General features: G+C 68.6%; 32 protein-coding genes. 31 read left to right on the top strand and 1 reads right to left on the bottom strand.

From position 1 onward, the window contains the following. Positions 1-3: 3 nt before the first annotated feature. The 20 genes from rplF to WC326_14920 all read left to right on the top strand — a co-directional run bounded on the left by rplF (position 4) and on the right by WC326_14920 (position 13039). Positions 4-543: a 50S ribosomal protein L6 gene (rplF, locus tag WC326_15015; protein ID MFA7332377.1), complete on the top strand. Its 540-nt coding sequence runs from the start codon at positions 4-6 to the stop codon at positions 541-543. Positions 544-554: 11 nt separating this feature from the next. Beyond that, a complete protein-coding gene (rplR, locus tag WC326_15010; protein ID MFA7332376.1) occupies positions 555-923 on the top strand; it encodes a 50S ribosomal protein L18 in 369 nt (122 codons plus the stop codon). Positions 924-942: 19 nt separating this feature from the next. Beyond that, positions 943-1473, top strand: coding sequence for a 30S ribosomal protein S5 (rpsE, locus tag WC326_15005; protein MFA7332375.1), 531 nt, complete (start codon positions 943-945; stop codon positions 1471-1473). Further along, entirely contained in the window at positions 1470-1652 is a 183-nt protein-coding gene (gene rpmD / locus WC326_15000; protein MFA7332374.1) for a 50S ribosomal protein L30, read from the top strand. The genes rpsE and rpmD overlap by 4 nt, the downstream gene beginning before the upstream one ends. A 10-nt stretch (positions 1653-1662) precedes the next feature. After that, the gene (gene rplO / locus WC326_14995) at positions 1663-2106 is read left to right on the top strand and encodes a 50S ribosomal protein L15 (GenBank protein MFA7332373.1); all 444 of its coding nucleotides are present in this window, start codon (positions 1663-1665) and stop codon (positions 2104-2106) included. 26 nt (positions 2107-2132) lie between these two features. Further along, the gene (gene secY / locus WC326_14990; protein ID MFA7332372.1) at positions 2133-3485 is read left to right on the top strand and encodes a preprotein translocase subunit SecY; all 1353 of its coding nucleotides are present in this window, start codon (positions 2133-2135) and stop codon (positions 3483-3485) included. Between the two features lie 10 nt (positions 3486-3495). Beyond that, the gene (locus WC326_14985) at positions 3496-4131 is read left to right on the top strand and encodes an adenylate kinase (GenBank protein MFA7332371.1); all 636 of its coding nucleotides are present in this window, start codon (positions 3496-3498) and stop codon (positions 4129-4131) included. 2 nt (positions 4132-4133) lie between these two features. Continuing rightward, on the top strand, positions 4134-4898 hold the full coding sequence (gene map, locus WC326_14980) for a type I methionyl aminopeptidase (GenBank protein MFA7332370.1): 765 nt from the start codon (positions 4134-4136) through the stop codon (positions 4896-4898). A gap of 7 nt (positions 4899-4905) precedes the next feature. Beyond that, positions 4906-5124: a translation initiation factor IF-1 gene (infA, locus tag WC326_14975; GenBank protein ID MFA7332369.1), complete on the top strand. Its 219-nt coding sequence runs from the start codon at positions 4906-4908 to the stop codon at positions 5122-5124. 102 nt (positions 5125-5226) lie between these two features. Continuing rightward, the gene (rpmJ, locus tag WC326_14970) at positions 5227-5343 is read left to right on the top strand and encodes a 50S ribosomal protein L36 (protein ID MFA7332368.1); all 117 of its coding nucleotides are present in this window, start codon (positions 5227-5229) and stop codon (positions 5341-5343) included. Positions 5344-5403: 60 nt separating this feature from the next. Further along, positions 5404-5775 (top strand): 30S ribosomal protein S13, encoded by a 372-nt coding sequence (gene rpsM / locus WC326_14965; protein ID MFA7332367.1) that lies wholly within the window; start codon positions 5404-5406, stop codon positions 5773-5775. Positions 5776-5797: 22 nt separating this feature from the next. Continuing rightward, the gene (gene rpsK / locus WC326_14960) at positions 5798-6190 is read left to right on the top strand and encodes a 30S ribosomal protein S11 (GenBank protein MFA7332366.1); all 393 of its coding nucleotides are present in this window, start codon (positions 5798-5800) and stop codon (positions 6188-6190) included. 151 nt (positions 6191-6341) lie between these two features. Further along, positions 6342-7334, top strand: coding sequence for a DNA-directed RNA polymerase subunit alpha (locus WC326_14955; protein ID MFA7332365.1), 993 nt, complete (start codon positions 6342-6344; stop codon positions 7332-7334). 12 nt (positions 7335-7346) lie between these two features. Beyond that, complete coding sequence (gene rplQ, locus WC326_14950; GenBank protein ID MFA7332364.1) at positions 7347-7724, top strand: 50S ribosomal protein L17; 378 nt, start codon at positions 7347-7349, stop codon at positions 7722-7724. 270 nt (positions 7725-7994) lie between these two features. Continuing rightward, positions 7995-8600: a class I SAM-dependent methyltransferase gene (locus WC326_14945; GenBank protein MFA7332363.1), complete on the top strand. Its 606-nt coding sequence runs from the start codon at positions 7995-7997 to the stop codon at positions 8598-8600. Positions 8601-8642: 42 nt separating this feature from the next. Then, the gene (locus tag WC326_14940; GenBank protein ID MFA7332362.1) at positions 8643-8924 is read left to right on the top strand and encodes a hypothetical protein; all 282 of its coding nucleotides are present in this window, start codon (positions 8643-8645) and stop codon (positions 8922-8924) included. Positions 8925-9065: 141 nt separating this feature from the next. Continuing rightward, positions 9066-10484 carry a replication-associated recombination protein A gene (locus WC326_14935; protein MFA7332361.1) on the top strand — a complete coding sequence of 473 codons (1419 nt, stop codon included), beginning with the start codon at positions 9066-9068 and terminating at the stop codon, positions 10482-10484. Next, positions 10481-10954 (top strand): 23S rRNA (pseudouridine(1915)-N(3))-methyltransferase RlmH, encoded by a 474-nt coding sequence (locus WC326_14930; GenBank protein ID MFA7332360.1) that lies wholly within the window; start codon positions 10481-10483, stop codon positions 10952-10954. Before WC326_14935 ends, WC326_14930 begins: the two co-directional genes overlap by 4 nt. 197 nt (positions 10955-11151) lie before the next feature. Beyond that, on the top strand, positions 11152-12678 hold the full coding sequence (locus WC326_14925; protein ID MFA7332359.1) for an FAD-dependent thymidylate synthase: 1527 nt from the start codon (positions 11152-11154) through the stop codon (positions 12676-12678). Positions 12679-12724: 46 nt separating this feature from the next. Further along, a complete protein-coding gene (locus tag WC326_14920) occupies positions 12725-13039 on the top strand; it encodes a hypothetical protein (protein MFA7332358.1) in 315 nt (104 codons plus the stop codon). On the opposite strand, the gene WC326_14915 is transcribed toward WC326_14920, so the two are convergent. Beyond that, entirely contained in the window at positions 13018-13560 is a 543-nt protein-coding gene (locus tag WC326_14915) for a metalloregulator ArsR/SmtB family transcription factor (protein MFA7332357.1), read from the bottom strand. The genes WC326_14920 and WC326_14915 overlap by 22 nt on opposite strands. Before the next feature lie 400 nt (positions 13561-13960). Between WC326_14915 and WC326_14910 the strand changes: the two genes are divergently transcribed. The 11 genes from WC326_14910 to ftsA (WC326_14860) are packed head-to-tail and all read left to right on the top strand — an operon-like array spanning position 13961 to position 24620. Continuing rightward, a complete protein-coding gene (locus WC326_14910) occupies positions 13961-14377 on the top strand; it encodes a cell division/cell wall cluster transcriptional repressor MraZ (protein MFA7332356.1) in 417 nt (138 codons plus the stop codon). Between the two features lie 7 nt (positions 14378-14384). Continuing rightward, complete coding sequence (locus WC326_14905) at positions 14385-14687, top strand: hypothetical protein (GenBank protein MFA7332355.1); 303 nt, start codon at positions 14385-14387, stop codon at positions 14685-14687. Continuing rightward, positions 14687-15619: a 16S rRNA (cytosine(1402)-N(4))-methyltransferase RsmH gene (gene rsmH / locus WC326_14900; GenBank protein ID MFA7332354.1), complete on the top strand. Its 933-nt coding sequence runs from the start codon at positions 14687-14689 to the stop codon at positions 15617-15619. Before WC326_14905 ends, rsmH begins: the two co-directional genes overlap by 1 nt. A 1-nt stretch (position 15620) precedes the next feature. Continuing rightward, positions 15621-15989, top strand: coding sequence for a hypothetical protein (locus WC326_14895; GenBank protein MFA7332353.1), 369 nt, complete (start codon positions 15621-15623; stop codon positions 15987-15989). After that, positions 15986-17989, top strand: a complete 2004-nt coding sequence (locus WC326_14890) for a penicillin-binding transpeptidase domain-containing protein (protein ID MFA7332352.1) — start codon at positions 15986-15988, stop codon at positions 17987-17989. The genes WC326_14895 and WC326_14890 overlap by 4 nt, the downstream gene beginning before the upstream one ends. Next, the gene (gene murF / locus WC326_14885) at positions 17986-19347 is read left to right on the top strand and encodes a UDP-N-acetylmuramoyl-tripeptide--D-alanyl-D-alanine ligase (GenBank protein ID MFA7332351.1); all 1362 of its coding nucleotides are present in this window, start codon (positions 17986-17988) and stop codon (positions 19345-19347) included. The genes WC326_14890 and murF overlap by 4 nt, the downstream gene beginning before the upstream one ends. Continuing rightward, positions 19344-20507, top strand: a complete 1164-nt coding sequence (locus WC326_14880; GenBank protein MFA7332350.1) for an FtsW/RodA/SpoVE family cell cycle protein — start codon at positions 19344-19346, stop codon at positions 20505-20507. Before murF ends, WC326_14880 begins: the two co-directional genes overlap by 4 nt. Beyond that, positions 20504-21406, top strand: coding sequence for a UDP-N-acetylmuramate dehydrogenase (murB, locus tag WC326_14875; GenBank protein ID MFA7332349.1), 903 nt, complete (start codon positions 20504-20506; stop codon positions 21404-21406). Before WC326_14880 ends, murB begins: the two co-directional genes overlap by 4 nt. After that, a complete protein-coding gene (locus WC326_14870) occupies positions 21396-22115 on the top strand; it encodes an FtsQ-type POTRA domain-containing protein (protein MFA7332348.1) in 720 nt (239 codons plus the stop codon). The genes murB and WC326_14870 overlap by 11 nt, the downstream gene beginning before the upstream one ends. Beyond that, positions 22108-23382, top strand: a complete 1275-nt coding sequence (ftsA, locus tag WC326_14865; GenBank protein MFA7332347.1) for a cell division protein FtsA — start codon at positions 22108-22110, stop codon at positions 23380-23382. Before WC326_14870 ends, ftsA (WC326_14865) begins: the two co-directional genes overlap by 8 nt. After that, positions 23379-24620, top strand: a complete 1242-nt coding sequence (gene ftsA, locus WC326_14860; protein MFA7332346.1) for a cell division protein FtsA — start codon at positions 23379-23381, stop codon at positions 24618-24620. The genes ftsA (WC326_14865) and ftsA (WC326_14860) overlap by 4 nt, the downstream gene beginning before the upstream one ends. Positions 24621-24643: the final 23 nt, after the last annotated feature.

Here is a 24643-nt window from a genome sequence, read left to right as displayed (position 1 = left end):
GAGGTGTCACGAATCGGAAGACTGCCCGTCCCCGTGCCGAAGGGGGTCGAGGTCACCCAGTCCGAGCACCGGGTAGCGGTGAAGGGGCCCAAGGGTCTGCTGGAGATGGCCATCCATCCGGACATGGTCGTGAAGGTAGAAGAGGGCAACGTCCTGGTGGAGCGCCCGGACGACCAGCCGCGGCACCGTGCCCTGCACGGCATGACGCGCGCCATGATCGCCAACATGGTCACCGGCGTCACCGCCGGCTTCCAGAAGAAGTTGGAGATCCAGGGCGTGGGCTACACGGCGGAGCTGCGCACCGGCCGGCTGCTGCTGAAGCTGGGCTTCACCCACCAGATCCTGTTCGTTCCCCCGTCGGGAGTGGAGATTTTGGTGCCCAAGCCGACCCAGATCGAGATCAGCGGCACGGACCGCGCCCTGGTGGGCGAGGTCGCGGCGATCGTGCGTGGCTTCAAGGTTCCCGAGCCCTACAAGGGCAAGGGCATCCGCTACGTGGGCGAGTACGTCGAGCGCAAAGCCGGCAAGACGGGCAAGAAGTAAGGCAGGATGCCATGAGCACGAACATTCGCCAGCTGGGGCGCGAACGGCGCCACATGCACACCCGCAAGAAAGTGAGCGGCACGGCCCTGCGCCCGCGCCTGTCGGTTTTCCGCAGCGCCAAGCATGTCTATGCGCAGCTCGTCGACGACGAACAGGGGCAGACCCTGGCCGCCAGCTCCACCAAGTCCAAGGACCTGGCCGAGCGCCTGGCCGAGGCCAAGACCCCGGTGGAGAAGAGCCACATCGTGGGCAAGGCCCTGGCCGAGTTGGCTCTGAGCCGCGAGATCAGCGCCTGCGTCTTCGACCGCTCCGGTTACAAATACTGGGGTCGGGTGAAGGCCGTGGCCGACGGGGCCCGCGAGGGCGGTCTCAATTTCTAACGAGAACCGGGAGAGACCCTTGGAACACGTGAATCCCCAGGAATTGGGCCTGATCGAGAAGGTTGTCAACATCAACCGCACCGCCAAAGTGGTGAAGGGCGGCCGCAACTTTGGCTTCAACGCCATCGTGGTCGTGGGTGACGGCAACGGACGCGTGGGCTGGGGCCTGGGCAAGGCCAACGAAGTGGTGAACGCCATCGAAAAGGGCACCGAGGCCGCCAAGCGGAACATGATCCGCGTGGAGCTGTCCGGCAGCACCATTCCCCACGAGATCATCGGCAAGTTCGGCGCCGGCCGCGTGCTGCTCCGTCCCGCCTCCGCGGGTACCGGCATCATCGCGGGCAAGAACGTGCGCGCCGTGATGGAGTGCCTGGGCGTGCACGACGTGCTGTCCAAGAGCCTGGGCTCCAACAACCCGCACAACGAGGTCAAGGCGGCCTTCCAGGCGCTGCTGGAGCTTACCAGCCCCGGCCAGCTCTCCCGCCGTCTGGGCCGCAGCCTGCGCTCCATCTATCACATGGATGCGCAGAAGGAGGCCAGCGAGGCATGAAGCTGAAGATCACCTACACGCGCAGCGTCATCGGTCGCCCCCAGGCCCAGCGCGCCACGGTTCAGGCGCTCGGTTTGCGGCGCTTGCACCAGAGCGTCGTGCATGAGGCCACCCCGCAGATCCTGGGCATGGTGAAGGCCATTCCTCACCTGCTGCAGGTGGAAGAAATCAACGACTAGGAGGGTTCCGATGAACCTGGGATCCCTGAAGTACGCGGAGGGCTCGCACCACCGCCGCAAGAAGATCGCGCGTGGTGACGCCTCCGGACACGGCGGCACGGCGGGCAAAGGCCACAAGGGCCAGATGTCCCGCTCCGGCGCCAAGCACCGGGCTTGGTTTGAAGGCGGCCAGATGCCCATCCAGCGGCGTCTGCCCAAGCGCGGCTTCACCAACATTCACCGGGAAGAAAACCAGATCGTCCAGCTGAGCATGCTGGAAGCTCTGGTGGACGGCCTGGTGAGTCCGGACACGCTGCTGGCGGCCGGTCTGATCGAGCGCCTGAACGCGCCGGTGAAGATCCTCTGCGACGGCGATCTGAAAGCCAAGCTGACGGTGAGCGGGGTCAAGGTGTCCAAGTCGGCCCAGGCCCGCATCGAAGCGGCCGGTGGCAGCGTTCAGCCCATCGAGGGCTAGTCGCACCTTCAGTCGAGGCAATCTGCATGCTGGATAAATTCGCCAACATCTTCCGGATTCCGGAACTGCGGGACCGGGTGCTCTTCACCCTGTTCATCTTCCTGGTGTGCCGGATCGGCGTCCACATCCCCACTCCGGGCATTGATGCCAATGCTCTGGGCGAGTTCTTCAAGCAGAGCCAGAACACCCTGTTCGGTCTCTACGACATGTTCACCGGCGGCGCCTTCCAGAAGGTGGGCGTTTTCGGTCTGGGCGTGATGCCCTACATCAGCGCCTCGATCATCATCCAGCTGATGGGGACCACGGTGCCCTTCTTCCAGCGCCTGATGAAAGAGGGCGAGCAGGGTCGCAAGAAGATCACCCAGTACACGCGCTACGGCACGGTCTTCCTGTCGGCCATGCAGGCCGCCGGCGTGGCCGTCTTCCTGGAGAGCATCGTGGCGCCGGGCTCCGGCGCCCCCATCGTGCTCTTCCCGGGGATGGGCTTCAAGCTCACCACCATGCTGATGCTCACCACCGGCACGTTGATCCTCATGTGGCTGGGCGAGCAGATCAGCGAGCGCGGCATCGGCAACGGCATGAGCCTGATCATCTTCCTGGGTGTGGTCGAGTCCATCCCCGTGGCCCTCTTCGACGAGGCCCAGCAGGTGGCGGCCCAGACGCGCCCGCTGCTGGCGGAGATCTTCCTGCTGGCCCTGATGTGGGCCACGATCATGGGCGCGATCCTGCTGACCCAGGGCGTGCGCAAGATCCCCGTCCAGTACGCCAAGCGCGTGGTGGGCAACCGCGTCATGGGCGGCCAGAGCACGCATCTGCCCCTGCGCATCAACATGGCGGGCGTGATGCCCATCATCTTCGCGCAGTCGCTGATGTTCCTGCCCCAAACCCTGGGCAGCCTGCTGCCCGAGGGCGCCATCAAAGAGTTCGTGAACGGCGCCTTCAGTTGGACGGCCTGGCCCTATCTGATCTCGTACTGGTTGCTGATCATCTTCTTCACCTACTTCTACACGGCCATGTCCTTCAACCCCGTGGAAGTGGCGGAGAACTTGAAGCGTTACGGCGGCTTCATCCCGGGTATCCGGCCGGGCAAGAAGACCAGCGACTACATCGATTTCGTGATCACGCGGATCACTCTGCCGGGCGCCATCGCCCTGGGCTTGCTGGCGGTGTTTCCCCAGATCCTGTTCCGCTATGCCGGGGATCTGATGGGGTCCAACATCTCCTTCAACTTCGCTTCCTTCTTCGGCGGCACGGGACTTCTGATCATGGTGGGCGTGGCCCTGGACACGCTCCAGCAGATCGAATCCCACCTGACCATGCGGCACTATGACGGCCTGATGAAGACGGGACGGATTCGGGGTCGGACCCGGATGTCCTGAGGAGGCGGGGATGCGACTGATTCTGCTGGGCTCGCCGGGCGCCGGGAAAGGCACACAGGCGAAGTTGATATCGGCGAAGTTGGGCATCCCCCAGATCTCCACGGGAGACATCCTGCGGGAGAACATCCGCCAAGGCACGGAGCTTGGCAAGAAGGTCAAGGATTGCCTGGAACGGGGCGATCTGGTCCCGGACGACACGATCCTTGAGATCATCGACGCACGGTTGAAGCAGGATGACTGCCGCAAGGGCTTCATCCTGGACGGCTTTCCGCGCACGGTGGCCCAGGCCGACGGGCTGGAGCGCCTGTTGGAGCGGGGCGGAATCGCGCTGAGCGCCGTGGTGGCCCTGGAGACGGATCCAGAGGCCCTGGTCCGGCGGCTCAGTTCCCGGCACACCTGCCGGGACTGCGGCGCGGACTACAACGCGCTGAATGCGCCGGTGCCCGAGCGTTGCACGCGTTGCGGCGGGAACGTCGATCAGCGCGACGACGACAAGGAAGAGACGGTGCGCCACCGCCTGGAAGTCTACCAGGAGCAGACGGCGCCCCTGATCCGCTTCTACGAGGAGGCGGGCCGCTTGCGCCGCGTGGACGGTATGGCCTCGGTGGAATCGGTCTTCCAGGCCATCGTGGGCGGGTTGGCCTGAGCATGGTGCGCATCTATTCGGAGCGCGAATTCGCGCAGATCCGCAAAGCGTGCCGCATCCTGCCGCGGGCCTTTGACTTGGTGGAAAGGGAAATCCGGCCGGGCGTGAGCACGGCGGAATTGAACGAGATCGTTGACAGCTTCATCCGGTCCCACGGCGCCACGCCGTCCTTCATCGGCGTGCCGGGCCCGCCGGGAGTCCAGGCCTTTCCGGCCTGCTGCTGCATCTCCGTCAACGACGAGGTGGTGCACGGCATCCCGGGCGGACGCCGCCTGGTGGAAGGGGATATGGTGAAGATCGATGCCGGCACGCAGCTGGACGGCTACTACGGGGATTCGGCCCGCAGCTACCCGGTGGGCGCAATCAGCCCCGAACGTCTGCGTCTGCTGGAGGCCACGCGCGAATCCCTGCTGAAGGGAATCGAGGCGGCCCGGGCCGGCAACCGGATCGGCGACATTGGCGCCGCGGTGGCGGGCCACGTGGAGCCCCTGGGCTTTTCGGTGGTGCGCGACATGGTGGGCCACGGAGTGGGCGGCGCCGTGCACGAGGCTCCCGAGGTTCCCAATTACGGGAGACCCGGACACGGACTGCGCCTGAAGGCGGGCATGTGCCTGGCCCTGGAACCGATGATCAACGCGGGCGGATGGCGGATTCGCGTGCTGGCTGACGGATGGACCGTCGCCACGGCGGATGGCAGTGACAGCGCCCATTTCGAGCACCAGATCCGCGTCACGGACGCGGAGCCCGAGATCCTGACCCTGGACTAGGAGCCGCATGGGCAAGACGGACATCATCAAGATCGACGGGACTGTGCTGGAGACGCTGCCCAACGCATCCTTCCGGGTGAAGCTGGACAACGGCCACGTGGTGCTGGCCCATATCTCCGGCAAGATGCGCATGCACTACATCCGCATCCTGCCGGGCGACAAGGTGACGGTGGAGCTTTCGCCCTACGATCTCACGCGGGGACGGATCACCTTCCGCCACAAATAGTTTCGGACCGACTGCGCGGTCCGAAACCGGGCGCTTGCAGCCGACGAGCGGCTGAAGCGCCGGAATCAGGAACTGAATACGAGGATAGAGGGAGACACGGCGATGAAAGTCAAAGCGTCGGTCAAGAAAATCTGCGACAACTGCAAGATCGTGCGCCGCGCCGGTGTGGTGCGCGTGATTTGCAGCAAGACCCGCAAGCACAAGCAGCGTCAGGGCTAGGCCCAGTCAGCAAGGGGCGCGGCCCACGGGAGTGGGCACCCCCGCATTCGGGAGGCACCATTGGCACGCATTGCCGGAGTTGATCTGCCCAAGAACAAGCGAGTCGAGATCGGGCTCACGTACATTTTCGGGATCGGTCATTCCACCGCCCGGGCCATCTGTGAGAAGGCCAATGTCAGCCCGGACACGCGAGTGCAGAACCTCGACGAGGAAGAGTTGCGGCGCATCCGCAGCGTCATCCAGAACGACCACAAGGTGGAAGGCGCCTTGCGGACGGAGATCACCATGAACATCAAGCGGCTGATGGACATCGGCTGCTACCGTGGACTCCGCCACCGCCGCAACCTGCCTGTTCGCGGACAGAACACGAAGAACAACGCCCGCACCCGCAAGGGTCGCAAGAAGTCCTCGGGCGTGGTGAAGAAGGGCTGATCCCAGATCCCTGGAGGATATCTTGGCCAAGACCGTCAAGAAGAAAGTCAAGAAGAAGGAGAAGGTGGACGCTGTTGGGAACGCCTTTATCAAGGCGAGTTTCAACAACACCATCGTCTCTTTGACCGACAGCTACGGCAACGTGATCACCTGGTCCTCAGGCGGGTCCCGCGGTCGTTTCAAAGGTTCGCGCAAGAGTACGGCATTCGCCGCGCAGCTGGCCGCCGCCGAGTGTGCCAAGACCGCGATGGATCTGGGACTGCGTCGAGTCTCCGTGTTCGTCAAGGGCCCGGGTGCCGGTCGCGAGTCGTCCATCCGTGCCCTGCAGGCAGCGGGATTGATGGTCACGTCCATCAAAGACACGACTCCCCTGCCGCACAACGGGTGCCGGCCGCGCAAGAAGCGGCGCATCTGAACCGCCCAGTTCCGGGTGCGGCGCTCGTGGCCGTGCCCGGCCGTGTGCGTGAGGCGCGGGGGAGCCGCTGGTTCCCGTGTGCCATCCGGCCGGCGCGCCTTGGCGACGCCGGTCGATTGGGAAAGCAGGTTCAGCCAGGAGACCAAACCGCATGAACGGACTCAATCCTCAGCGCCCCGAGGCGGTCGAGCTGGATCACAACAGCTACAGCTCGTCCTTCGGTCGCTTTTTCCTTCAGCCGCTCGAGCGCGGGTATGGCGTCACCCTGGGCAACTCCCTGAGGCGCATGCTGCTCTCGTCCATTCCGGGCGCGGCGATCACCCACGTCAAGATCGACGGCGTCCTGCAGGAGTTCTCCACCATCCCCGGTGTCACCGAGGATGTCACGGACATCATCCTCAACCTGAAGCAGGTGCAGATCAAGCTGCTTTCCAAGCGGCCGGAGCGTCTGACCCTGCACGTCAAGGGCCCGGTGGAGATCACGGCCGCCGACCTGCAGAAGGCCAGCGCCGAGATCGAGATCCTCAACCCCGAACTGCACATCGCCACCCTGAGCACGGCCAGCGAATTCCTGATGGAGCTGGAAGTGCGCAAGGGCTTCGGCTACGTGCCGGCCGAGGAGAACGTGATCGACGACCAGCCCATCGGCACCATCCCCATCGACGCGCTGTTCTCGCCCGTCACCAACGTGACCTACCGCGTGGAGAACACGCGCGTGGGCCACAAGACGGACTATGAAAAGCTGATCCTCGAAATCAGCACCAACGGCGCGGTGACTCCGGACGACGCCCTGACCTTCGCGTCCCGGACCCTGATGGAGCACGTGCGGCTCTTCATCGATTTTGACATGAATCCCGCCGAGGCTCCCGAGGAAGAGATCGACGAGACGGTCCTCAACATGCGCAAGCTGTTGCTGAAGAACGTCGAGGATCTGGAGTTGACGGTGCGCGCCTCCAATTGCATCAAGGAGGCCCGCATCAAGACCATCGGCGAGCTGGTGGGCAAGACGGAAGCCGAGATGCTGAAGTACAAGAACTTCGGCAAGAAGTCCCTGAACGAGCTGGCCGCCGTGCTGCAGACGCACGGGCTGGACTTCGGCATGGACGTCTCGCGCTACCTGGGCGACACGGGCAAGAACGAATAAGGCGGAAGACACATGAGGCACAGGAAATCCCAGGTCAAGCTCAACCGCAGCGCTTCCCATCGTCGGGCCTTGCTCGCGAATCTGGCCTGCGCGCTGATCGAGCACAAGCGCATCACCACCACCAGCGGCAAGGCCGCCGCGGCCCGCAGCTACACCGAGCGCATGGTCACCTTCGCCAAGAAGGGCACCCTGGCGGCCCGGCGCCACGTGCTGTCGCACCTGGTGCACAAGGACGTGGTCAAGCACCTCTTCGATGAGGTGGGACCGCGCTTCGCGGACCGTCCCGGCGGCTACACGCGCATCATCAAGCTGGGCACCCGGCCGGGCGACCAGGCCGAAATGGTGATGCTTGAGTTCGTGGGCTACGAGGAGCAGCTGGACAACAAGTAGTCCGGTGGTTCTGGATGGAACTCCCAAGCCCATCCGCTTTCTGGCGGGTGGGCTTTCCTCGTCGTGGAAGGATCAGGCGTGCGCCTGGCCGGTAGGATGGAGCCCGAGTCGGATACGAAGGGCGGGAAGAGAACGAAGACAGGGAAGCGAGGACGGGATGGAAAGTCCCACAACCTCGACCGCCAGTGCCCCGACGTGACGTCCAGTGTGAGTTTCTTCGTGCCCTTCGCCCTCTCTTCGTGAGCTACGTGTCATTTTGAAAGAGGCAACATGACGCAAACCGTCTGGGACGAGCGCTTCGCCGGCGCCGAGTTCGTCTACGGCACCGCGCCCAATCTGTGGCTGCAGGCCCAGTCCGGGCTGTTGCCGAGCGGCGGGCGGGCGCTGGCCGTGGCCGACGGCGAGGGCCGCAACGGTGTCTGGCTGGCCGAGCAAGGGCTGGAGGTCACAGCCGTGGATGCCTCCGTCGTGGGACTGGAGAAGGCCTCCCGGCTGGCCCGGGAGCGCGGAGTCGCGGAGCGCTACCACCCGCTGCTGGCCGACCTGGAGGACTGGACGCCCCCGGCGGGCTCCTTTGATCTGGTGGCACTGATCTACCTGCACCTGGGCAGCGCCCTGCGCCCGCGGCTGCACGCGCGGCTGGCCGCCGGTCTGGCCCCGGGCGGGCTGTTGGTGCTGGAGTGCTTCACGCCCCGCCAGCTGGCTCACGGCACCGGCGGCCCCTCCAACCCTGACCAGCTCTACGAGCCCGCCGACCTGGCGCGGGACTTCGCCGGGCTGGAGCTGCTCCACCTGGAGGAGCGGGAACTGGAGCTGGACGAGGGACTGCTGCACCGGGGCCGCAGCGCCGTGGTGCGCCTGCTTGCCCGCGGCTAAGAAGATTCGTGACCTTCGTGTCCCAATGGAGATGCGAGAGACATGACCGACGCCCTGCTGATCAGCCTGGAACCCGGGTTCGCCCGGCGACTGGAACCCGCCGAATCGGAGCTCTTGCTGGCCGCCGGCCTGGAACTGGAACAGGCCGACAGCCGAATGACCGGGCCCATCCGTGTGCTGGGGCGGCCGGACTCGCCCGAGCGCTGGATCCACGAGTACGACACCCGCCGTCGCCCGATCCTGCGCCGGTTGGCGGTGGGCGACGATCCCGCCGCCTTCATCGCCGAGCGCCAGGCCGCCTACGAGCGCATGTGGGACGGCTGAGGCTGCGGCCGGCTCGATCCCCTCGAGCCCCGGACCGGTCGGTCCACCCTCCCCGATCCGGACGCCTGACGCGGCAATCCGCGCTCCCGGCCCGGCCGATGAATCCCTACCTTCAGCGTGTCACACGGAGCAGGGCATTCCATGGAGCATCCCGAGCATCCCGATCTCTTCGACCGCGGGGCGGAGCGCCAGCGGCGGGCCCCGCTGGCCGAGCGCCTGCGCGCCCGCCGGCTGGAGGATGTGGTGGGACAACCCCGCCTGACGGCGCCGGGGGCCCTGCTGCCGCGCCTGCTGGCCGAGGGCCGGCTGGAGTCGCTGATTTTCTGGGGGCCGCCGGGCTCCGGCAAGACCACCGTGGCCCGGTTGCTGATGGAGTCCTACGCCGGGCGGGCCCACGCCCTCAACGCCGTGACCAGCGGCGTGGCCGACCTGCGCAAGGTCATCGCCGAGGCGGAGGCCACCTGGCGCCGGGACGGCCTGCCCAGCATCCTGTTCATCGACGAGATCCACCGCTTCAACAAGGCCCAGCAGGACGCCCTGCTCAAGAGCGTGGAGGACGGCACCCTCACCCTGCTGGCCGCCACCACGGAGAACCCGGGCTTCGAGGTGATCGGCGCGCTGCAGTCGCGCTGCCACGTGCTGGTCTTCGAGCCCCTGGGGGCGCCGGCCCTGGAACAGCTGCTGGAGCGGGCGCTGGTCGCGGACGAGTGGCTGGTCAGCCTCTCGCTGTCCCTGGACGAACCGGCCCGGGCCCGGCTGGTGGATCTGGCGGGCGGGGACGCCCGGCGCCTGCTGCAGAACCTCGAGCTGGCGGCCGCCGTGGCCGGGGCGGATGCCGCGGGCGGACGACGGATCACGCTGGAGACCTTGGAGACCGTGCTGCTGCGGCGCGTGCAGCCTTTCGACAAGGGCGGGGACCAGCACTACGACCTGGTCAGCGCGCTGATCAAATCCGTCCGCGGCTCCGATGCCGACGCGGGGGTCTACTGGCTGCTGCGCCTGCTGGAGGGCGGCGAGGATCCCGTCTTCATCGCCCGCCGGCTGCTGATCCTGGCCAGCGAGGACATCGGCAACGCCAGCCCCAACGCCCTGGTGCTGGCGGAGGCGGCCTTCGAGGCGGTGCGCAAACTGGGCCTGCCCGAGGCGGCCTACCCGCTGGTGCAATGTGTCACCTACCTGGCCGCGCAACCCAAGTCCAACGCGGCGGCGGAGGCGCTGGCCGCGGCGCGGCGGGCCGTGCGCGAGCAGCCGGCCTGGCCCGTGCCCGCCCACCTGCGCAACGCGCCCACGCGGCTGGCCAAGGAACTGGGCCACGGCGCGGAGTACCGCTACCCGCCCGAGTTCCCGGACAGTTTCGTGAGACAGGATTATCTGCCGCCCGAGCTGGCGGAGCTGCGCCTCTACCGGCCCCAGCCGCGCGGGCAGGAGCTCCGGCTGGGGGACTACCTGGGGCGTTGCTGGCCTGAACGCTTCGCGTCCGGCACACCCGAGGATCTCCCGCAGGACGAGCCCGCGTCCCCGCGTCCGGAGCGGCCCCGGCACGGACGGGACGTGAAGTGAATTTCGCCCTCCACGTGATCGGCCGCAGCCGGGAGAAGTGGCTGCAGGAGGCCGAGGCCGAATACCGCACGCGGCTCTCGGCCTGGGCCAAGGTGGAGCTCGTGGTGCACAAGGCCGAGGCCCTGGACGGCGGCCTGGCCCTGGGGGAGATCCGCCGGCTGGAGGGCGAGCGCCTGCTGACCGGGCTGGAGCCGCGCGAGGAGCTGGTTGCGCTGGACGAGAAGGGCCGCGGCCTGAGCAGCCCGGAGCTGGCGGCCTGGCTGGAGGGCCGGCTGGGCGCCGGCGGCAACCGCTTCCGCTTCGTCATCGGTGGGGCGGAAGGCCTGGACGAGGCCGTGCGGCGGCGCGCCGGGCTGGTGCTCAGCCTCTCGCCCATGACCTTCACGCACCAGATGGCGCGGCTGGTGCTGCTGGAGCAACTCTACCGCGCGCTGATGATCCGCGACGGCCGGCCCTATCACAGGGGTTGACCGGGGGAAGGACGCAGAGGACACGAAGAGCACGAAGAGAACGAAGAACACGAAGCGCGAGCAGGCATGACAAGAGAGGAAAACGGTCAGGAGTATTCTGCCCGATTTCAATCCAGTTGCGATTTCCGCTTCGTGCTCTTCTTCGGTCTTCGTGCCCTTCGTGTCCCAGTGATGGATGTACCAAGCATGAGGCCGAGATGACCCCTGCCGAGCGCCTTGCGCCCTTTGTCACCAACCTGGACCGGCCGGTCTACGCCCTGCACGGGCTGCCGCCGGAGGTGGTGGCCGTGCTCTTCGCCCAGGTGAGCCGCAGTCCGGCGGGCTTCCGCGAAAACCTGCTCAAGCTGATGGACGAGGACGGCCTGCCCGCCCCCGCCGCGCAGGCGGGCTTCGACCAGGCCAAGGCCTCGGCCTTCCACGAAAAGTGGGTGCTGGGCTACGGGCACTCCAGCGTGGCCGAGCACGCCGATCTGCACTTCGCCGTGGAGGGCCTGTCCATCCTGGCGGCCAAGGCCCTGGAGGACAGCCGGCTGGCGGCCTTCACGGAGAAGAGTTCGCGCTATCAGGTCTTCGATCTGGATCACTTCCACTGGCCGCAGGAGTGGTGCGGCGCGCCGCAGGAGGAACAGGTCCGGCGGCTGGTGGGCGACCTGTTCGAGACCTACGGCCGCTTCTACCGGGAGATCCGCGCCGAGCTGGAACAGGAGCGCGAACGGCCGGCGGGTCTGCCGGCGCGGGCCTGGCAGCAGACCCTGCACGCCGCCGCGTGTGACACGACGCGCTACCTGCTGCCGGCAGGGGCGCGCACCAGCCTGGGCCTGAGTTGCAACGCGCGCAGCGCGGCCCACCTGATCCGCAAGCTGCGGGCCCACGCCCTGCAGGAGCTGCGCGAGCTGGGGGACCGGCTGGAGGAGGAGGGGCGGCGGATCACGCCCGTGCTGCTCAAGCACGCCCGGCCCGCGGCCTGGCAGGCGGGGCTGGAGGAGCGGCTGGACGCGCTGCTGCCGTCAGTGGAGCCGGCGGAGAGCGATCCGCCGCGCGTGCGGCTGCTGGAGTGGGACGACCAGGCGGCGGTCCGCGTGGTGGCGGACTGGCTCGTGCAGCGGCGCGGCGTGGGCGTGGGCGAAGCGCGCAGCCGGGCCGAAGAGCTGGGCGTGGCGGGCCGGGCCACCCTGCTGCACGCGGTCCTGGACAGCCTGGGCGAACACGAGGTGCCGCCGCGGGCCTTCGAACAGGTGCAGCTGAGCGTGGAGTTCTGCCTGGACTACGGCGCCTTCCGTGACCTCCAGCGCCACCGGCTGCTGACGCCCACGGTGCCGCTGCTGGGGTGCCGCTGGGGCTGGGAGTTGCCGGCGGGCCTGCTGGGAAAGCGGCGGGAGGAGAGCGAACAGCTGCTGGAGCGCGCGGCCGGGCTGTGGCGCGACCTGTCCACCGGTCACGCGGCGGCGGCCGCCTACCTGGTGCCCATGGCCTTCCGTCAGCGCTTCGTCCTGCGGATGAACCTGCGCGAAGCCGAGCACCTGATCCGGCTGCGCAGCGGCGTGGCGGGGCACCCCTCCTACCGCTCGGCGGCCCAGGAACTCCACACGCAGCTGAGCCGCGCGCTGCCCGAACTGGCGGGCTTCCTGCGCGTGCACCACGAACCGGCGGAATGGGCGCGGGAGGGCGAGCAGCGCCGGGCGGAACTCCGGCGGCCAGCCCTTGGTGGCGGCGAGACGGCTTGATATATTTGCAAATCGTGTGCCGATCCATCCAGCATCAGGGGCCAACGTGAATCGACTGGAAACCAAGCTTTTTGTCGGACTGGAAGTCACGCCGAAACTGCAGGAGAATCTGGATTCCTGCAAGAAAGCCATGGAGCTGTACTTCCGCCTGGACAATCCGGACTATCTGCTCGTCCGGCGCATCGGGGACCGGGACTGCATCGGCCGCATCATCTCCCTGCCCTTCCCCTGCCAGGATCTGGACAACGTGCAGCGCAACGTGGCCAGCCTGATCAAGCTGATCGCGCCGAACTTCCGCCTGACTCCCGACAGCGTCCAGCTGTTCGCCTTCCAGGAGGCTCAGTCCGACACCAGGATGTAGCGCTCCTGCTGCTGCAGGCGCCCCTGGCGCAGCAACTCCTCCAACACCGGCTCCCAGGGGCGGGCATGGGGACCCCAGACCCGCTCCAGCTCCTCCAGACTCAACAACCGATCCCGTTCCAGCAGCGAGTGAAACCAGTCCAGCACGACCTGGCGCTGGCGCGGGTGCTCGGGCAGGCTCTGCCGCGGCCCCTGCAGGTAGCGGGCCAGGCTCTGCTCGCGATAGGCCTCCTGGTTCCAGCCCGGCCGGCCGCGGCGCTGTTTCAGGTGGCTGAGCCAGTGGGTCGCGCTTTCCAGTGCTGCTGGCTGAAGGAAGTAGTCGCGGAAGCGGCCCTCGCGCCGGTAACCGGCCAACCCGGCCGCGCGCAGCACGTGCAAATGGTGGGAAATGGTGGCGGGACTGAGTCCGCAGTGGGCGGCCAGCTCCAGCACGCCCTGATCCGATTCGGCCAACAGTTCCAGCAGCCGCCGCCGCTGGGGGTCCGCCAGGGCTTTCCACAACGAGTCCAGGTTCTGGGACACGGGGCCTCCCCAGCTTGGCCGGCGCACTACGCCGGCCGGATCCGGCACTGAATTCGATCCCCGTCAAACCATGCGAATTGGCTTGAAAGCTCCAAATCCGCCGGAGCGCGCCGAATTCACGCAATCTGCAGCGCAACCACTTGCTGGAAAACCAGATCCGCCTGCCGGTCAGCTGTCCAGAACTGACAGTGGCACGAGGTCGAATCCCGCCGGCCCGGTCCTACCACAAAAACCCCGCTGATGCTCTGCCTGTCCAGTTAATAGAAGCGATTGATAGTCAACAAGTGTGCTTGACGGGTCCCAAGAGAAGTGTGCACAAGCTGCATTTGAGCTTGACATGTGGGGATGATCAGCGTACTTTTGGGGCGAAAAGTGGTAGTTCGTGGTCAGCGAGGGTTGCATGCCGTTCTTCATGGGCGAATACAGCTACGCCCTGGATGAGAAGGGGAGGGTCAAAATCCCTGCCGCCTTCAAGTCCGATCTGGCACCCGAGCCCGAATCCATCGTGTACCTCGTGCGCGACCGGGAAGAATGCGTCGCTGTCTACACGCCCGAAGAATACCACAAACTGCGCAACCAGTTGACGGCCTTGGACATGAATGTGATGGCCAACCGCATCCTGGCCCGGCGCCAGATTTCCAGCGCCTTCGAGGTGCCCGTGGACGCCCAGGGCCGGATCAAGGTGCCGGTGGAACTGATCAAATCCGCCCGGCTGGACAAGGGCGGCGAAGTCAAAGTCGCGGGCTTCATGAACTGCGTGCAGATCTGGAATCCCGACGAATACCAGAAATCAATGTCCTTGCAGGACGTGGAGTAAAGCGGTCATGGGCATGCATATCGTGCAGCGCAGCCGCGGCGATCTGGACCTCTTCCGGCTCAAGGGGCGCCTGGACGCCGGAGCCGTGGAGCAGCTGGCCTTCATCCTGCGCGCCATGCCCGGCGGCCGGCGCATCCAGTTCGATTTCCGCTCCGTGGACAACGCGGGCTCGCCGGAAGCGGCCGGCTGGCTCAAGTCCGTGCTGGAGCGGCGTCCGGAGGGTCGCGGCCTCCTGTTTTCCGGCATTCCAACCCCAGCGGCCCGGCGGCATGCGCTCGAGGGGCTGCCGCCCGCCCTCTTCGTCAGATGATGTACCACGAGCCGGTGTTGGCGCGGGAGGTGGTGGATCGTCTGGTCACCTTCCCGGGTGGGCTCTACCTGGACGGCACCCTGGGGGGCGGCGGACACAGCCGGGCGATCCTCGAGCGGCTGGACGCGGACGGACGGTTGCTGGCGCTGGACTGGGACGAGGACGCCCACGCGAATCAAGAGGGGGAGCGAGCCGTGTTGGGGCGGGATTCACGGGTCAGCCTGCTGCGCCTGGGCTTCGGCGATCTGGATCGCCTGCCCGCGCCGTGGGACACCTGCCGCTTCCAGGGCGTGCTGCTGGACCTCGGCCTCTCCTCCCATCAGGTCGACACCCCCGACCGCGGCTTCGCCTACCTGCACGACGGACCCCTGGACATGCGCATGGACCGCCGCCTGGAGCGCAGCGCGGCCGATCTGCTGGCCGAGCTGGACGAGCGCGAGCTGGCCGACCTGTTCTTCCGCTACGGCGAGCTGCCCGAAGCCCGCAAGCTGGCCCGGCTGCTGGTGCAGGCCCGGGCCGAAGGCGCGCTGGACACCACGGGCCGACTGCGCCAGGTGGTGGAGGGCCGCTTCGGCACTCGCGGCAGTTTTTCCCTGCTCAGCCGGCTCTTCCAGGCCCTGCGCATCGCCGTCAACGACGAACTGGGCCAGCTGGAGCGCGGGCTGGAGGGCGCCTTCCAGCGCCTGGCCCCCGGCGGCCGGCTGGCCGTGATCACCTACCACAGCCTGGAGGACCGCAGAGTCAAGGCCAGCTTCCGGCTCTGGGCCGGCGAGGATGACCGGCCGCGCAGCCGGCACCTGCCCGTCCGCGAGCTGCCCGTGCGGGCCCGCCTGCTGGAGCGCCGGGGACTGGTTCCCGGGGCCGAGGAATGCGCGCGCAATCCCCGCAGCCGCTCCGCGCGTCTGCGGGTCCTGGAACGAGTGGAGGCCTGAGATGGCACGCCCCGTTCCGCCCCTCAGCATCCGTGAGCAGTTCGGCTTTTTTTGGCGCCTGCTGCCCTACGTGGGCGTGCTGGTGGCCGTGCTGCTGTTCCGGGTCTGGAAGGTGGTCGAGGCCGACGACCTGAAGACCCAGGTCTTCAAGTCCACGCGCATCTGCGCCTCGCTGGAGGGCGAGTTGCAGATCGAGCAGGGGCTCTACATCTCGCGCACGGCCTTCGGCAAGATCGAGAAGGCCGGCCGCGAGCTGGGCCTGATCTGGCCGCCCGACAGCGGTCGCGGACTGATCGTGGCCGATCCCGCGCTGGTGGCCGGGGACCGCAGTCTGCAGTGGCTGAGCCGGCCCCGGGAGGCGCGGCCATGATGACCCGGCGCGACAGCCTGGGCGGATCGCCCCTGCGTCACAGCAAGCGCGTCACCGTGCTGCGCAGCCTGGGCCTCTGCGCCCTGGGGCTGGTGATCATCAAGCTGGCCGTGCTGCAGGCCTTCTGGGGCGAGCGGCTGGTGGAGCGCGCCGAGAAGCAGCTTTACACCACGGTGACCCTGCGCGCCCCGCGCGGCAACATCACCGACGGCGAGGGCAACCTGCTGGCGGTGGAGCTCAGCCAGGTCTACCTGCTGGCCTGCAACCCGGCCCAGCTCAAGCGCGACGTGTTGAACCACAAGGACGGCGCCCGCTTCCCGCGCCTGCTGGACCTGCTGGCCCCCGTGGTGGGCTGCAGCAAGGCCGAGCTGGAGAAGAGCCTGCGCGCCGAGATGGGGCGCGAACGGCCGCGGCGCTTCATGACCCTGGCCAAGGACATCACCGAAGTCCACGCCCGCACCGTGCGCGACGCCCGCCTGCCGGGCGTCTGGCTGGAGCAGACGGGCAACCGGATTTACCCGCAGGGCAAGGTGGCGGGCAACCTGTTGGGCTGCCTGAACGCCGAGAGCTGGCCCATCGGCGGCATCGAATCGGCCTATGACAGCCTGCTGCGCGGCACGGACGGCAAGGAGTACCACCTGCGCGACGCCAAGGGCTGGGGCCACGCCTTCAGCGAGCGGCCGCGCCAGGAGACCCAGCCCGGCATGAGCCTGGAGCTGGGCATCGACCTGCGCCTGCAGACCATCGCCGAGGAGGAACTGGAGGCGGCGGTCCTGCAGCACAACGCCCAGGCCGGCCAGGTCGTGCTGCTGGATCCGCGCACGGGGCAGGTCAAGGCGCTGGCCAGCTGGCCCCAGCTGGACCCCAATGACCTGAGCATCTTCACGCCGGAGGCCGCGCGCCTGCGCTGTGTCACGGACCAGTACGAGCCGGGCTCGACCTACAAGCTGATCACCTTCGCCGCGGCGCTGGAGAACGGCACCATCACGGACCTGGACGAGATCATCCCCTGCCACAACGGCGCCTATCGGGTCAAGAACGCCGTGATCCACGACTCCGACCGCCGGGGCCACTCCTCGCTGAAGGCGCGCGAGGTGTTCTCCAAGTCCTCCAACATCGGCTCCGTGGTGATTGCCCAGCGCATGCCGCCCCGCGACCTCTACGTGATGAGCCGCAATTTCGGTTTCGGCCAGAGCCTGGGCGTGGACCTGCCAGGCGAGGTGGGCGGTCAGCTGATGCGCCTGCACCGCTGGGGCCCGGTGGAGTTCGCCAACATCGCCATGGGCCAGGGCGTGGCCGTGACGGCCCTGCAGATGGTGGCCGCCTACGGCTGCGTGGCCAACGACGGCGTGCTGGTGCGCCCGCACGTCCTGCGCCGGGCCACGGGCCGCGACCGTGTCATCGAGCGCGAGCCGCTGGTGATCCGGCGCGTCATGTCCTCGGCCACGGCCGCCTCGCTGCGGCAGATCATGCGCGAAGTGGTCGAGACGGGGACCGGCAAGCAGGCCGGCGTCCCCGGTCTGGTGGTCTGCGGCAAGACCGGCACGGCCCAGAAGATCAACCCCGGCGGCGGTTACTCCCACGAGGAATACTTCTCGAGCTTCATCGGCTTCGCCGAGCTGCCTGAGGGTCCGCTGGCCGGGATCATCCTGGTGGACACGCCGCGCGGCGCGATCTACGGCGGCGTGGTGGCCGCCCCGGCTTTCCGCCGGATCATGGAGCGCGCCCTGCTGCTGGACAAGAAGAGCGAGCGGCCGCTGATTCCGCTGCAGTGGGCGGCCCAATCCGCGCCCGCGCCCCGCCCCGAGGAGCCCACGGCCCCGCTGGCGGCGGAGCCGCCCCTGCTCACCGGCCGCAGCCTGCGGGCCGCGCTGGAGGCCCTCAGCCCCTACGACCACGACCTGCGTGTCGAAGGAACGGGAAGCTTCGTGACCCGGCAGATCCCGGCGCCCGGCGACAGCGTCGCCCCGCCGGCGGAATGGGTGGTCACCTGCGAATGAGACCCACCCTCACCGAGTTGGCGGCCCGCCTGGGGCACACGCGCCACCTGCCGGAAACGGCGGGCTGGCGGGCCCTGGCCGATTCCCGCGGCCTGCGGCCGGGCGACCTGTTCGTGGCCCTGCCCGGCGAGCGGATGGACGGCCACGACTTCGTGCCCGCGGCCCTGGCGGCGGGAGCCGCCGCCGTGGTGGCCGAGGGCGCGCGCCTGACGACCGGCCTGGCAGGCGACCCGCGCGTGCTCTGCGTGGCGGACAGCCGCGAAGCCCTGCTGGAGCTGGGCGCCCTGGCCCGCGAACGGCACACGGGTCCGCTGGTGGCCATCACGGGCAGCAACGGCAAGACCACCACCAAGGAGCTGACCGCCCAGCTGCTGGGCCGGGGCCGGAGCACGGCCGCCAGCCAAGGCAACCAGAACAGCACGCTGGGCGCGCCCCTCTCGCTGCTCAACGTCCTGGACGGACAGGAGATCTACGTGCTCGAGGCCGGGATGTCGCAGCCGGGGGAGATCGCCCGGCTCTGCGCCATGGCCCGCCCGACCCACGGCTGTATCACCAACATCCAGCCCGCCCACCTGGAGGGGACCGGCGGACTGGCGGCGGTGGCGCAGGAGAAGGGTCAGCTCTTCCGCTGGCTGGAGCAGCACGACGGCACGGGCATCGTCAACGAGGACGACGCCCTGGTGGTGGAACAGGCAATCGGCTTGAGGCGTCGCAGCGGATACTCGCTCCGGAACCACAGCACCGGGGCGGTCCAGGGACTGGAAGCGGTGGGCGCGGATGAACAGGCGCGCTTCCGCATCCGCCTGTCCGGGCAGGAGTGCGTGTTGCCCGTGCCCGGACAGGCCTTCCTGGAGTGCGCGGCCGCGGCCGTGGCCATCGCGCTGGAACTCGGCCTGGAGCCCCCGCGGATCTGCCAGGGCCTGGCGGCCTTCCAGGGGGCCCCGGGTCGCATGCAGGTGCGGCGGGCGGCGGCCTGGAGCCTGTTGGACGATTCCTACAACGCCAACCCGGCCTCCATGAAGGCCGCGCTGGACACGCTGGCCCGGATGCGCGCCGACCGGCGCGTGGCCGTGCTGGGCGAGATGCGCGAACTGGGCGCCGAGTCCCGGACCTTGCACGCGGAGGTGGGCCGTCACGCCGCCGCGCTGGGCCTGGACCTGGTGCTGTTGGTGGGTTCGCTGGAGGCCCGCGCGGCCTTCGAGGAAGGACTGCGGGCGGGCGGCGGCCGGGCCGCTCTGCAGGCCGAGAACGCCGCCGCGCTGCGCGGCCTGTTCGGCCCCAAGGCTGGCGACGTGGTGCTGCTGAAGGGTAGTCGGTTGACCGGCCTGGATCTGCTGGCCAAGGAGTGGGCCGTATGAACCGCCTGGGCTACGACCAGACCCCGCCCAGCTCATTGCCCCTGGGGATCGCCTCCCGGCTGGCCACCATCGACCGGCTGCTGGCCTTCGTGATCCTGCTGCTGCTGATGATCGGCTCCATCGCCGTCTACTCGGCCTCCTCCCACTTCGGGATGGCCGCCGAGGGCTCGGCGGGCCTGTACTTTCTCAAGCACCTGGAGAAGATCGGCCTGGGCCTGCTGCTGTTCTTTGTCATGATGAAGGTCAACTACCAGACCTGGCGGCCGCTGGCGCCCTGGATCGGACTGGGCAGCCTGGCGCTGCTGGCCCTGACCCTGGTGATGCCCGAGGTGAACGGCGCGCGGCGCTGGATCATCATCGCCGGCCGCCAGTTCCAGCCCGTGGACGTGGCCAAGTTCGGGCTGATCCTCAACCTGGCGGCGGGGCTGGCCAAGGTGCGCGACTTCCGCAAGGACTGGCGCAACCTGCTCAGCGGCGGGCTGATGATGATCGGCGCCATGGTCGTGCTGGTGCTGCAGCCCAACTTCTCCATGGTGCTGGCGCTGTTCGGCGTCTCGCTGATCATGGTCTTCCTGGCCGGCGTGCCGCTGTCCTGGTTCTTCGTGGGCGGCGGGCTGGCCGGCGCGGGCGCGGGCTTCGTGCTGATCCGCGAGCCCTACCGGCTGACGCGCATCCTCAACTGGATCGAGAGCCTCTGGAACCCGGGGCTGGCCGACATGCAGCAGGCCCAGTCGCTGATCGCTTTCGGGCGCGGCGGAATCACCGGCGTGGGCGGGGGCAACAGCCTGCAGAAGCTCTTCTACCTGCCCGAGCCCTTCAACGATTTCATCTTCGCCATCTTCGGCGAGGAGTACGGGCTGGTGGGCTGCTTCGTGCTGGTGACCCTCTACGCCATCGTCTTCTCGCGGGGCCTGCACATCGTGCGCCGCTCCCAGGACGACTTCGCCCGCATGCTGGCCGCCGGAATCACGGGCCTGTTCTTCATCCACACGATCATCAACCTCTTCGTCGCCACGGGCCTCTTCCCGGTCACGGGCCAGCCGCTGCCGCTGTTCAGCTACGGCGGCACCTCGATGATCACCATGCTGGCCGCCCTGGGCGTGCTGCTCAACCTGTCCTACCACGCCCGCAACGTGCAGCTGATCGGACAGGGCTCGTGAGCACGCCGCGCGCCATCGAGCGTCTGCGCGACGCCTTCCCCGAACGCTGCACGCCGGACGCGCCGCTGACCGCGCTCTCCACCTGGCGAATCGGCGGACCGGCCGCCCTGCTGTTCACGCCGGAGTCCGAAGCGGAGCTGGCGGCGGGCCTGGCCCTGCTGCGCGCCGAGGACGCCGCCTGGTGGCTGGTGGGCGGCGGGTCCAACCTGCTCTTCCCCGACGAGGGACTGGCGGGCGTGGTGCTGCACCCCGGCCCGGGACTGGCCTGGCTGGAGGTGGATGCGCCGCTGCTGCGCGCCGGGGCCGCCACGTCCGCCGTGGTCCTCTGCCGCCGCGCCGCCCAGGCCGGACTGGCCGGGCTGGAGTTCGCCGGGGGCATCCCGGGCACGGTGGGCGGGATGGTGCGGATGAACGCCGGCGCCCACGGCCAGGAGCTCGCCCAGAGCCTGGTCCGCGTCCGATTGCTGGATCCGGACGGCGCCATCGGCTGGGTGGACGCCGCCGAGCTGCGCCTGGAGTACCGCAGCAGTCCGGGGTTGGGCGCGAGGCTGGTCCTGGCGGCGGAGTTCCGCCTCAGGGCCGACGATCCGGAGGCCATCAAGCTCCGCCTGCGCGAGCTGCTGGAACGGCGCCGGGCCACCCAACCCCTGCAGGAAGCCAGTTGCGGCAGCGTGTTCAAGCGGCCCGCGGGGGACTTTCCCGGCCGGCTGATCGAGGCGGCGGGTCTGAAGGGCGCCCGGGTGGGCGCGGCCGTCGTGTCACAAATCCACGCCAATTTCTTCGTGAATGAGGGCGGAGCCAGCGCCGCCGACATAGTGGCGCTGGTGGAACTGGTCAAGCGCACGGTGCGCGAGCGCTTCGGCGTTGAGCTGGAGGAGGAGTTCCAGCATGTGCGCTAGGCCCGTCAGCCGCGGCCGCCGCTGGCTGCGCATCCTGCTCTACACGCTGCTGCCGCCGCTCTTCGTGGGGCTTAGCGCCGCCGCCGTGATCTGGGTGCGCACGGGCGACACCTTCCGGCTGCGCGAGTGGAAGGTCCTGGGCGCGCGGCTCAGCGACCGCCAGGGCATCGTGGAAACCATGGACGGCGTTCGCGGCAAGCCGCTGGCGCTGGTCGAGTTGGGCGCCCTCCGGCAGCGGCTGGCCGACGACCCGTGGATCACGGCCCTGCGGGTGACCAAGAAATGGCCCGACGCGCTGGTGGTGGTCCTGGCGGAGGACGAGCCGCTGGCCTGGGTGCTGCGCGCGGGCCGGCCCCGCTGCCTGACCGCCACGGGCCGTGTGCTGGACCGGCCCCGGGGCGGAACGCGACTGGACCTGCCCGTGCTGAGCGGCGCCGAGCGCGACCTGAAGGGCGCCGCCGCCCGGCTGCTGGAGATGAAGACGGGCTTCCCCGAGCTCTACGCCCGGGTGGAGCGCCTGGAATGGGGGACCTCGCCCGTGCTGCACCTGCAGGGAGCCCAGCCGCTGGTGCTGGTGCAGGCCACCCTCTGGCGCCACGGCCTGTCCCTGCTGCAAGTGGTGCAGGCCCGCCGCCCCGATCTGCTCGCGCGGCCCGGCGAACTGGACTTGCGCTTCGTCAACCAGGTGGTGTGGAGGGAGCATGCCTGAGCCCGTCGTCGCCGCACTGGACCTCGGATCCTCCAAGGTCGTGGCCCTCATCGCCCAGGTGGACCGCAGCGGCATGCTGTGTGTCACGGGGATCGGCTTCGCGCCCAGCCGCGGCGTGCGCCAGGGCCTGATCGTCGACCTGGACGCCGCTCGCGACACGGTGCTGCAGGTGGTCCGGCACGCCGAGAACATGGCCCGGACCAAGATGCCCGCCGCGGCGGTGGCCATCTCGGGCTCGCACATGAGCTGCATGAACAGCTCGGGCAACATGCCGCTGACCGCCCAGGCGGGGTCCCGCGGCCGCACGGTGACGGAGCAGGAGGTGGAGAGCGTGCTGGCGAACTCCCAGTCCGTCCAGCTGCCCATCGACCGCAGCCTGCTGCACGCCGTGCCCCAGCGCTTCACGACGGACAACGTGAGCTGCCTGGATCCGCTGGGGCGCGAGTGCTGCCGCCTGGGTGTGGAGACACACCTGATCCTGGCCGGCGTCAACCACCGCAACAACCTGCTGCGCTGCCTGCAGCTGGCGGAGGTGGACACCCGGCGGATGGTCTTCAGCCCGCTGGCCGACGCCATGGCCGCGCTGAGCGACGAGGACCTGGACCAGGGCGTGGCCCTGATCAATTTCGGCGCCGGCACCTGCGACGCCCTCTATTTCGCCGACGGCGTGCTGCAGCACTCGTGGGTCTTCCGCTACGCCGGATCCCGTGTCACACGGGACATCGCCACCGTGCTGAAGACCACGCTGCAGGAGGCCGAGGAACTGAAGATCCGCCACGGCCGGGTCAACGCGCGCCGCGAGGGCGACCAGAAGCTCACCGTGCCGCAGGTGCACGGCGAGGGCGCCCAGGTGATCTCCCAGGAAATGCTGGGCAAGGTCATGCAGGCCCGGGTGCGCGAGATCCTGCAGCACGTGGTGAAGGAGGCCCGCCGCATGAACCTGCTGGAGGGCCTGCGCGGGGGTCTGGTCCTGACGGGCGGAGGCGCCGCCATGACCGGACTGGCCGAGTACGCGGAGAGCGTGACGGGCCTGCGCGCCCGGCGCGGCCGCTGCGAGCACTACATCGGCCCCCGCGGCATCCTGGACAATCCCGGCTATCTGACGGGGCTGGGCCTGCTGGCGCTGGAAGCCGCGGCCCTGCCGGAGTTCTCCCACGAGGGCTTTCCGCTGCTGGATCGCCTGCTGGTGCAGGGCTCGGAACTGGAACGCCGGAAGGGAAGACTGGGCGACATGTTCAACATCCTGAGGGGGAGGAGGAACCCATGACCACCGGCCGCGCCGTGCAGAGCGCCCTGGACATTGGCCACGGCACCGTTCGCGTGATCATCGCCGAGCGCGTGGAGGAGGACCGCATCCGCGTCCTGGGGGCCGGCGCCGCCGCCTCCAAGGGCCTGTCCCGCGGAATTCCCACCAACATCAAGCCCATGATCCTGGCCGTGGAGGAGGCGATCGCCGCCGCCGAGGAGGCCGCGGGGATCGAAGTCGACGACATCCACCTGGGCGTCTCCGGCGCCGAGCTGGCCTGCGCCGAGACCGAGTCGCACCTGCTGGTGACGCGCAATCCCCAGGATCCGCGCTCCAGCCTGATCCAGACCACGCACCTGCGCCAGGTCCTGGAGCAGGCCGAGGCCTCGCAGACCGTGCAGATCGAGCGCCAGATCCTCCACTGCCTGCCCCAGGAATTCCTGGTGGACGGCGCCGAGGGCGTGCAGAACCCGGTGGGCCTGCACGGCATGCGTCTGGACTGCCGCACGCACTTCCTCTCCGTGCCCGTCAACACGGTGGAGAACCTCAAGCGCTGCGTCCAGCGCACGGCGGTCAACGTGGGCAGCGTCACGCTCACCAGTCTGGCCAGCTCCTGCTTCCTCAGCCCCGACGAGAAGGAGTTGGGCGTGCTGCTGCTGGACGTGGGCGCCGCCAGCACGGACCTGATCCTCCACGCGGACGGCAAGGTCTGTCACGCCGCCTCCGTGCCCATGGGCGGCGCGGCCATTACCAGCGACATCACGCGCGCCTTCCGCACGCCGGCCTCCGAGGCCGAGCGGATCAAGCGCTCCTACGGTTGCTGTGATCACCGGCTGATCCGCCGCGACGAGCGCTTCGACATCGAGTACGCCGGCGGCGACTCCTCCGAGCGCGCCTCGCGCAGCCAGCTCTGCCAGGTGATCCAGCCCCGGATGGAGGAGATCCTCGAACTGGTGGAGCGCGAGCTGGAGATCTCCAACATGCGCTGGATGCTGGGCGCGGGCGTGGTGATCACCGGCGGCGGCGCGCGATTGGACGGCCTGCTGGACCTGGCGCGCGACCGCTGGTCGCTGCCGGTGCGGCTGGGCTACCCGCGCGGCGTGATGGGCGTGGAGGCGGATCCCTCCATGCTCGAATGGACGCCGGCCATCGGCCTGGCGCAGCACGCGCTGCGCAACGCGCCCATCAGCCACGGGCAAAAATCGAAGATCACGCTCTGGAACTGGGTCAACCGGCTGCGCCGGCACGTGGCCCTCTGACGTATTGGAAGGGGATGTGTGGT

This window comes from Candidatus Delongbacteria bacterium, assembly GCA_041675285.1.
GTDB lineage: Bacteria > CAIWAD01 > CAIWAD01 > CAIWAD01 > CAIWAD01 > CAIWAD01.
The sequence above is the reverse complement of the archived record's forward strand: the minus strand, read 5'-3'. Positions and strand labels throughout refer to the sequence as shown.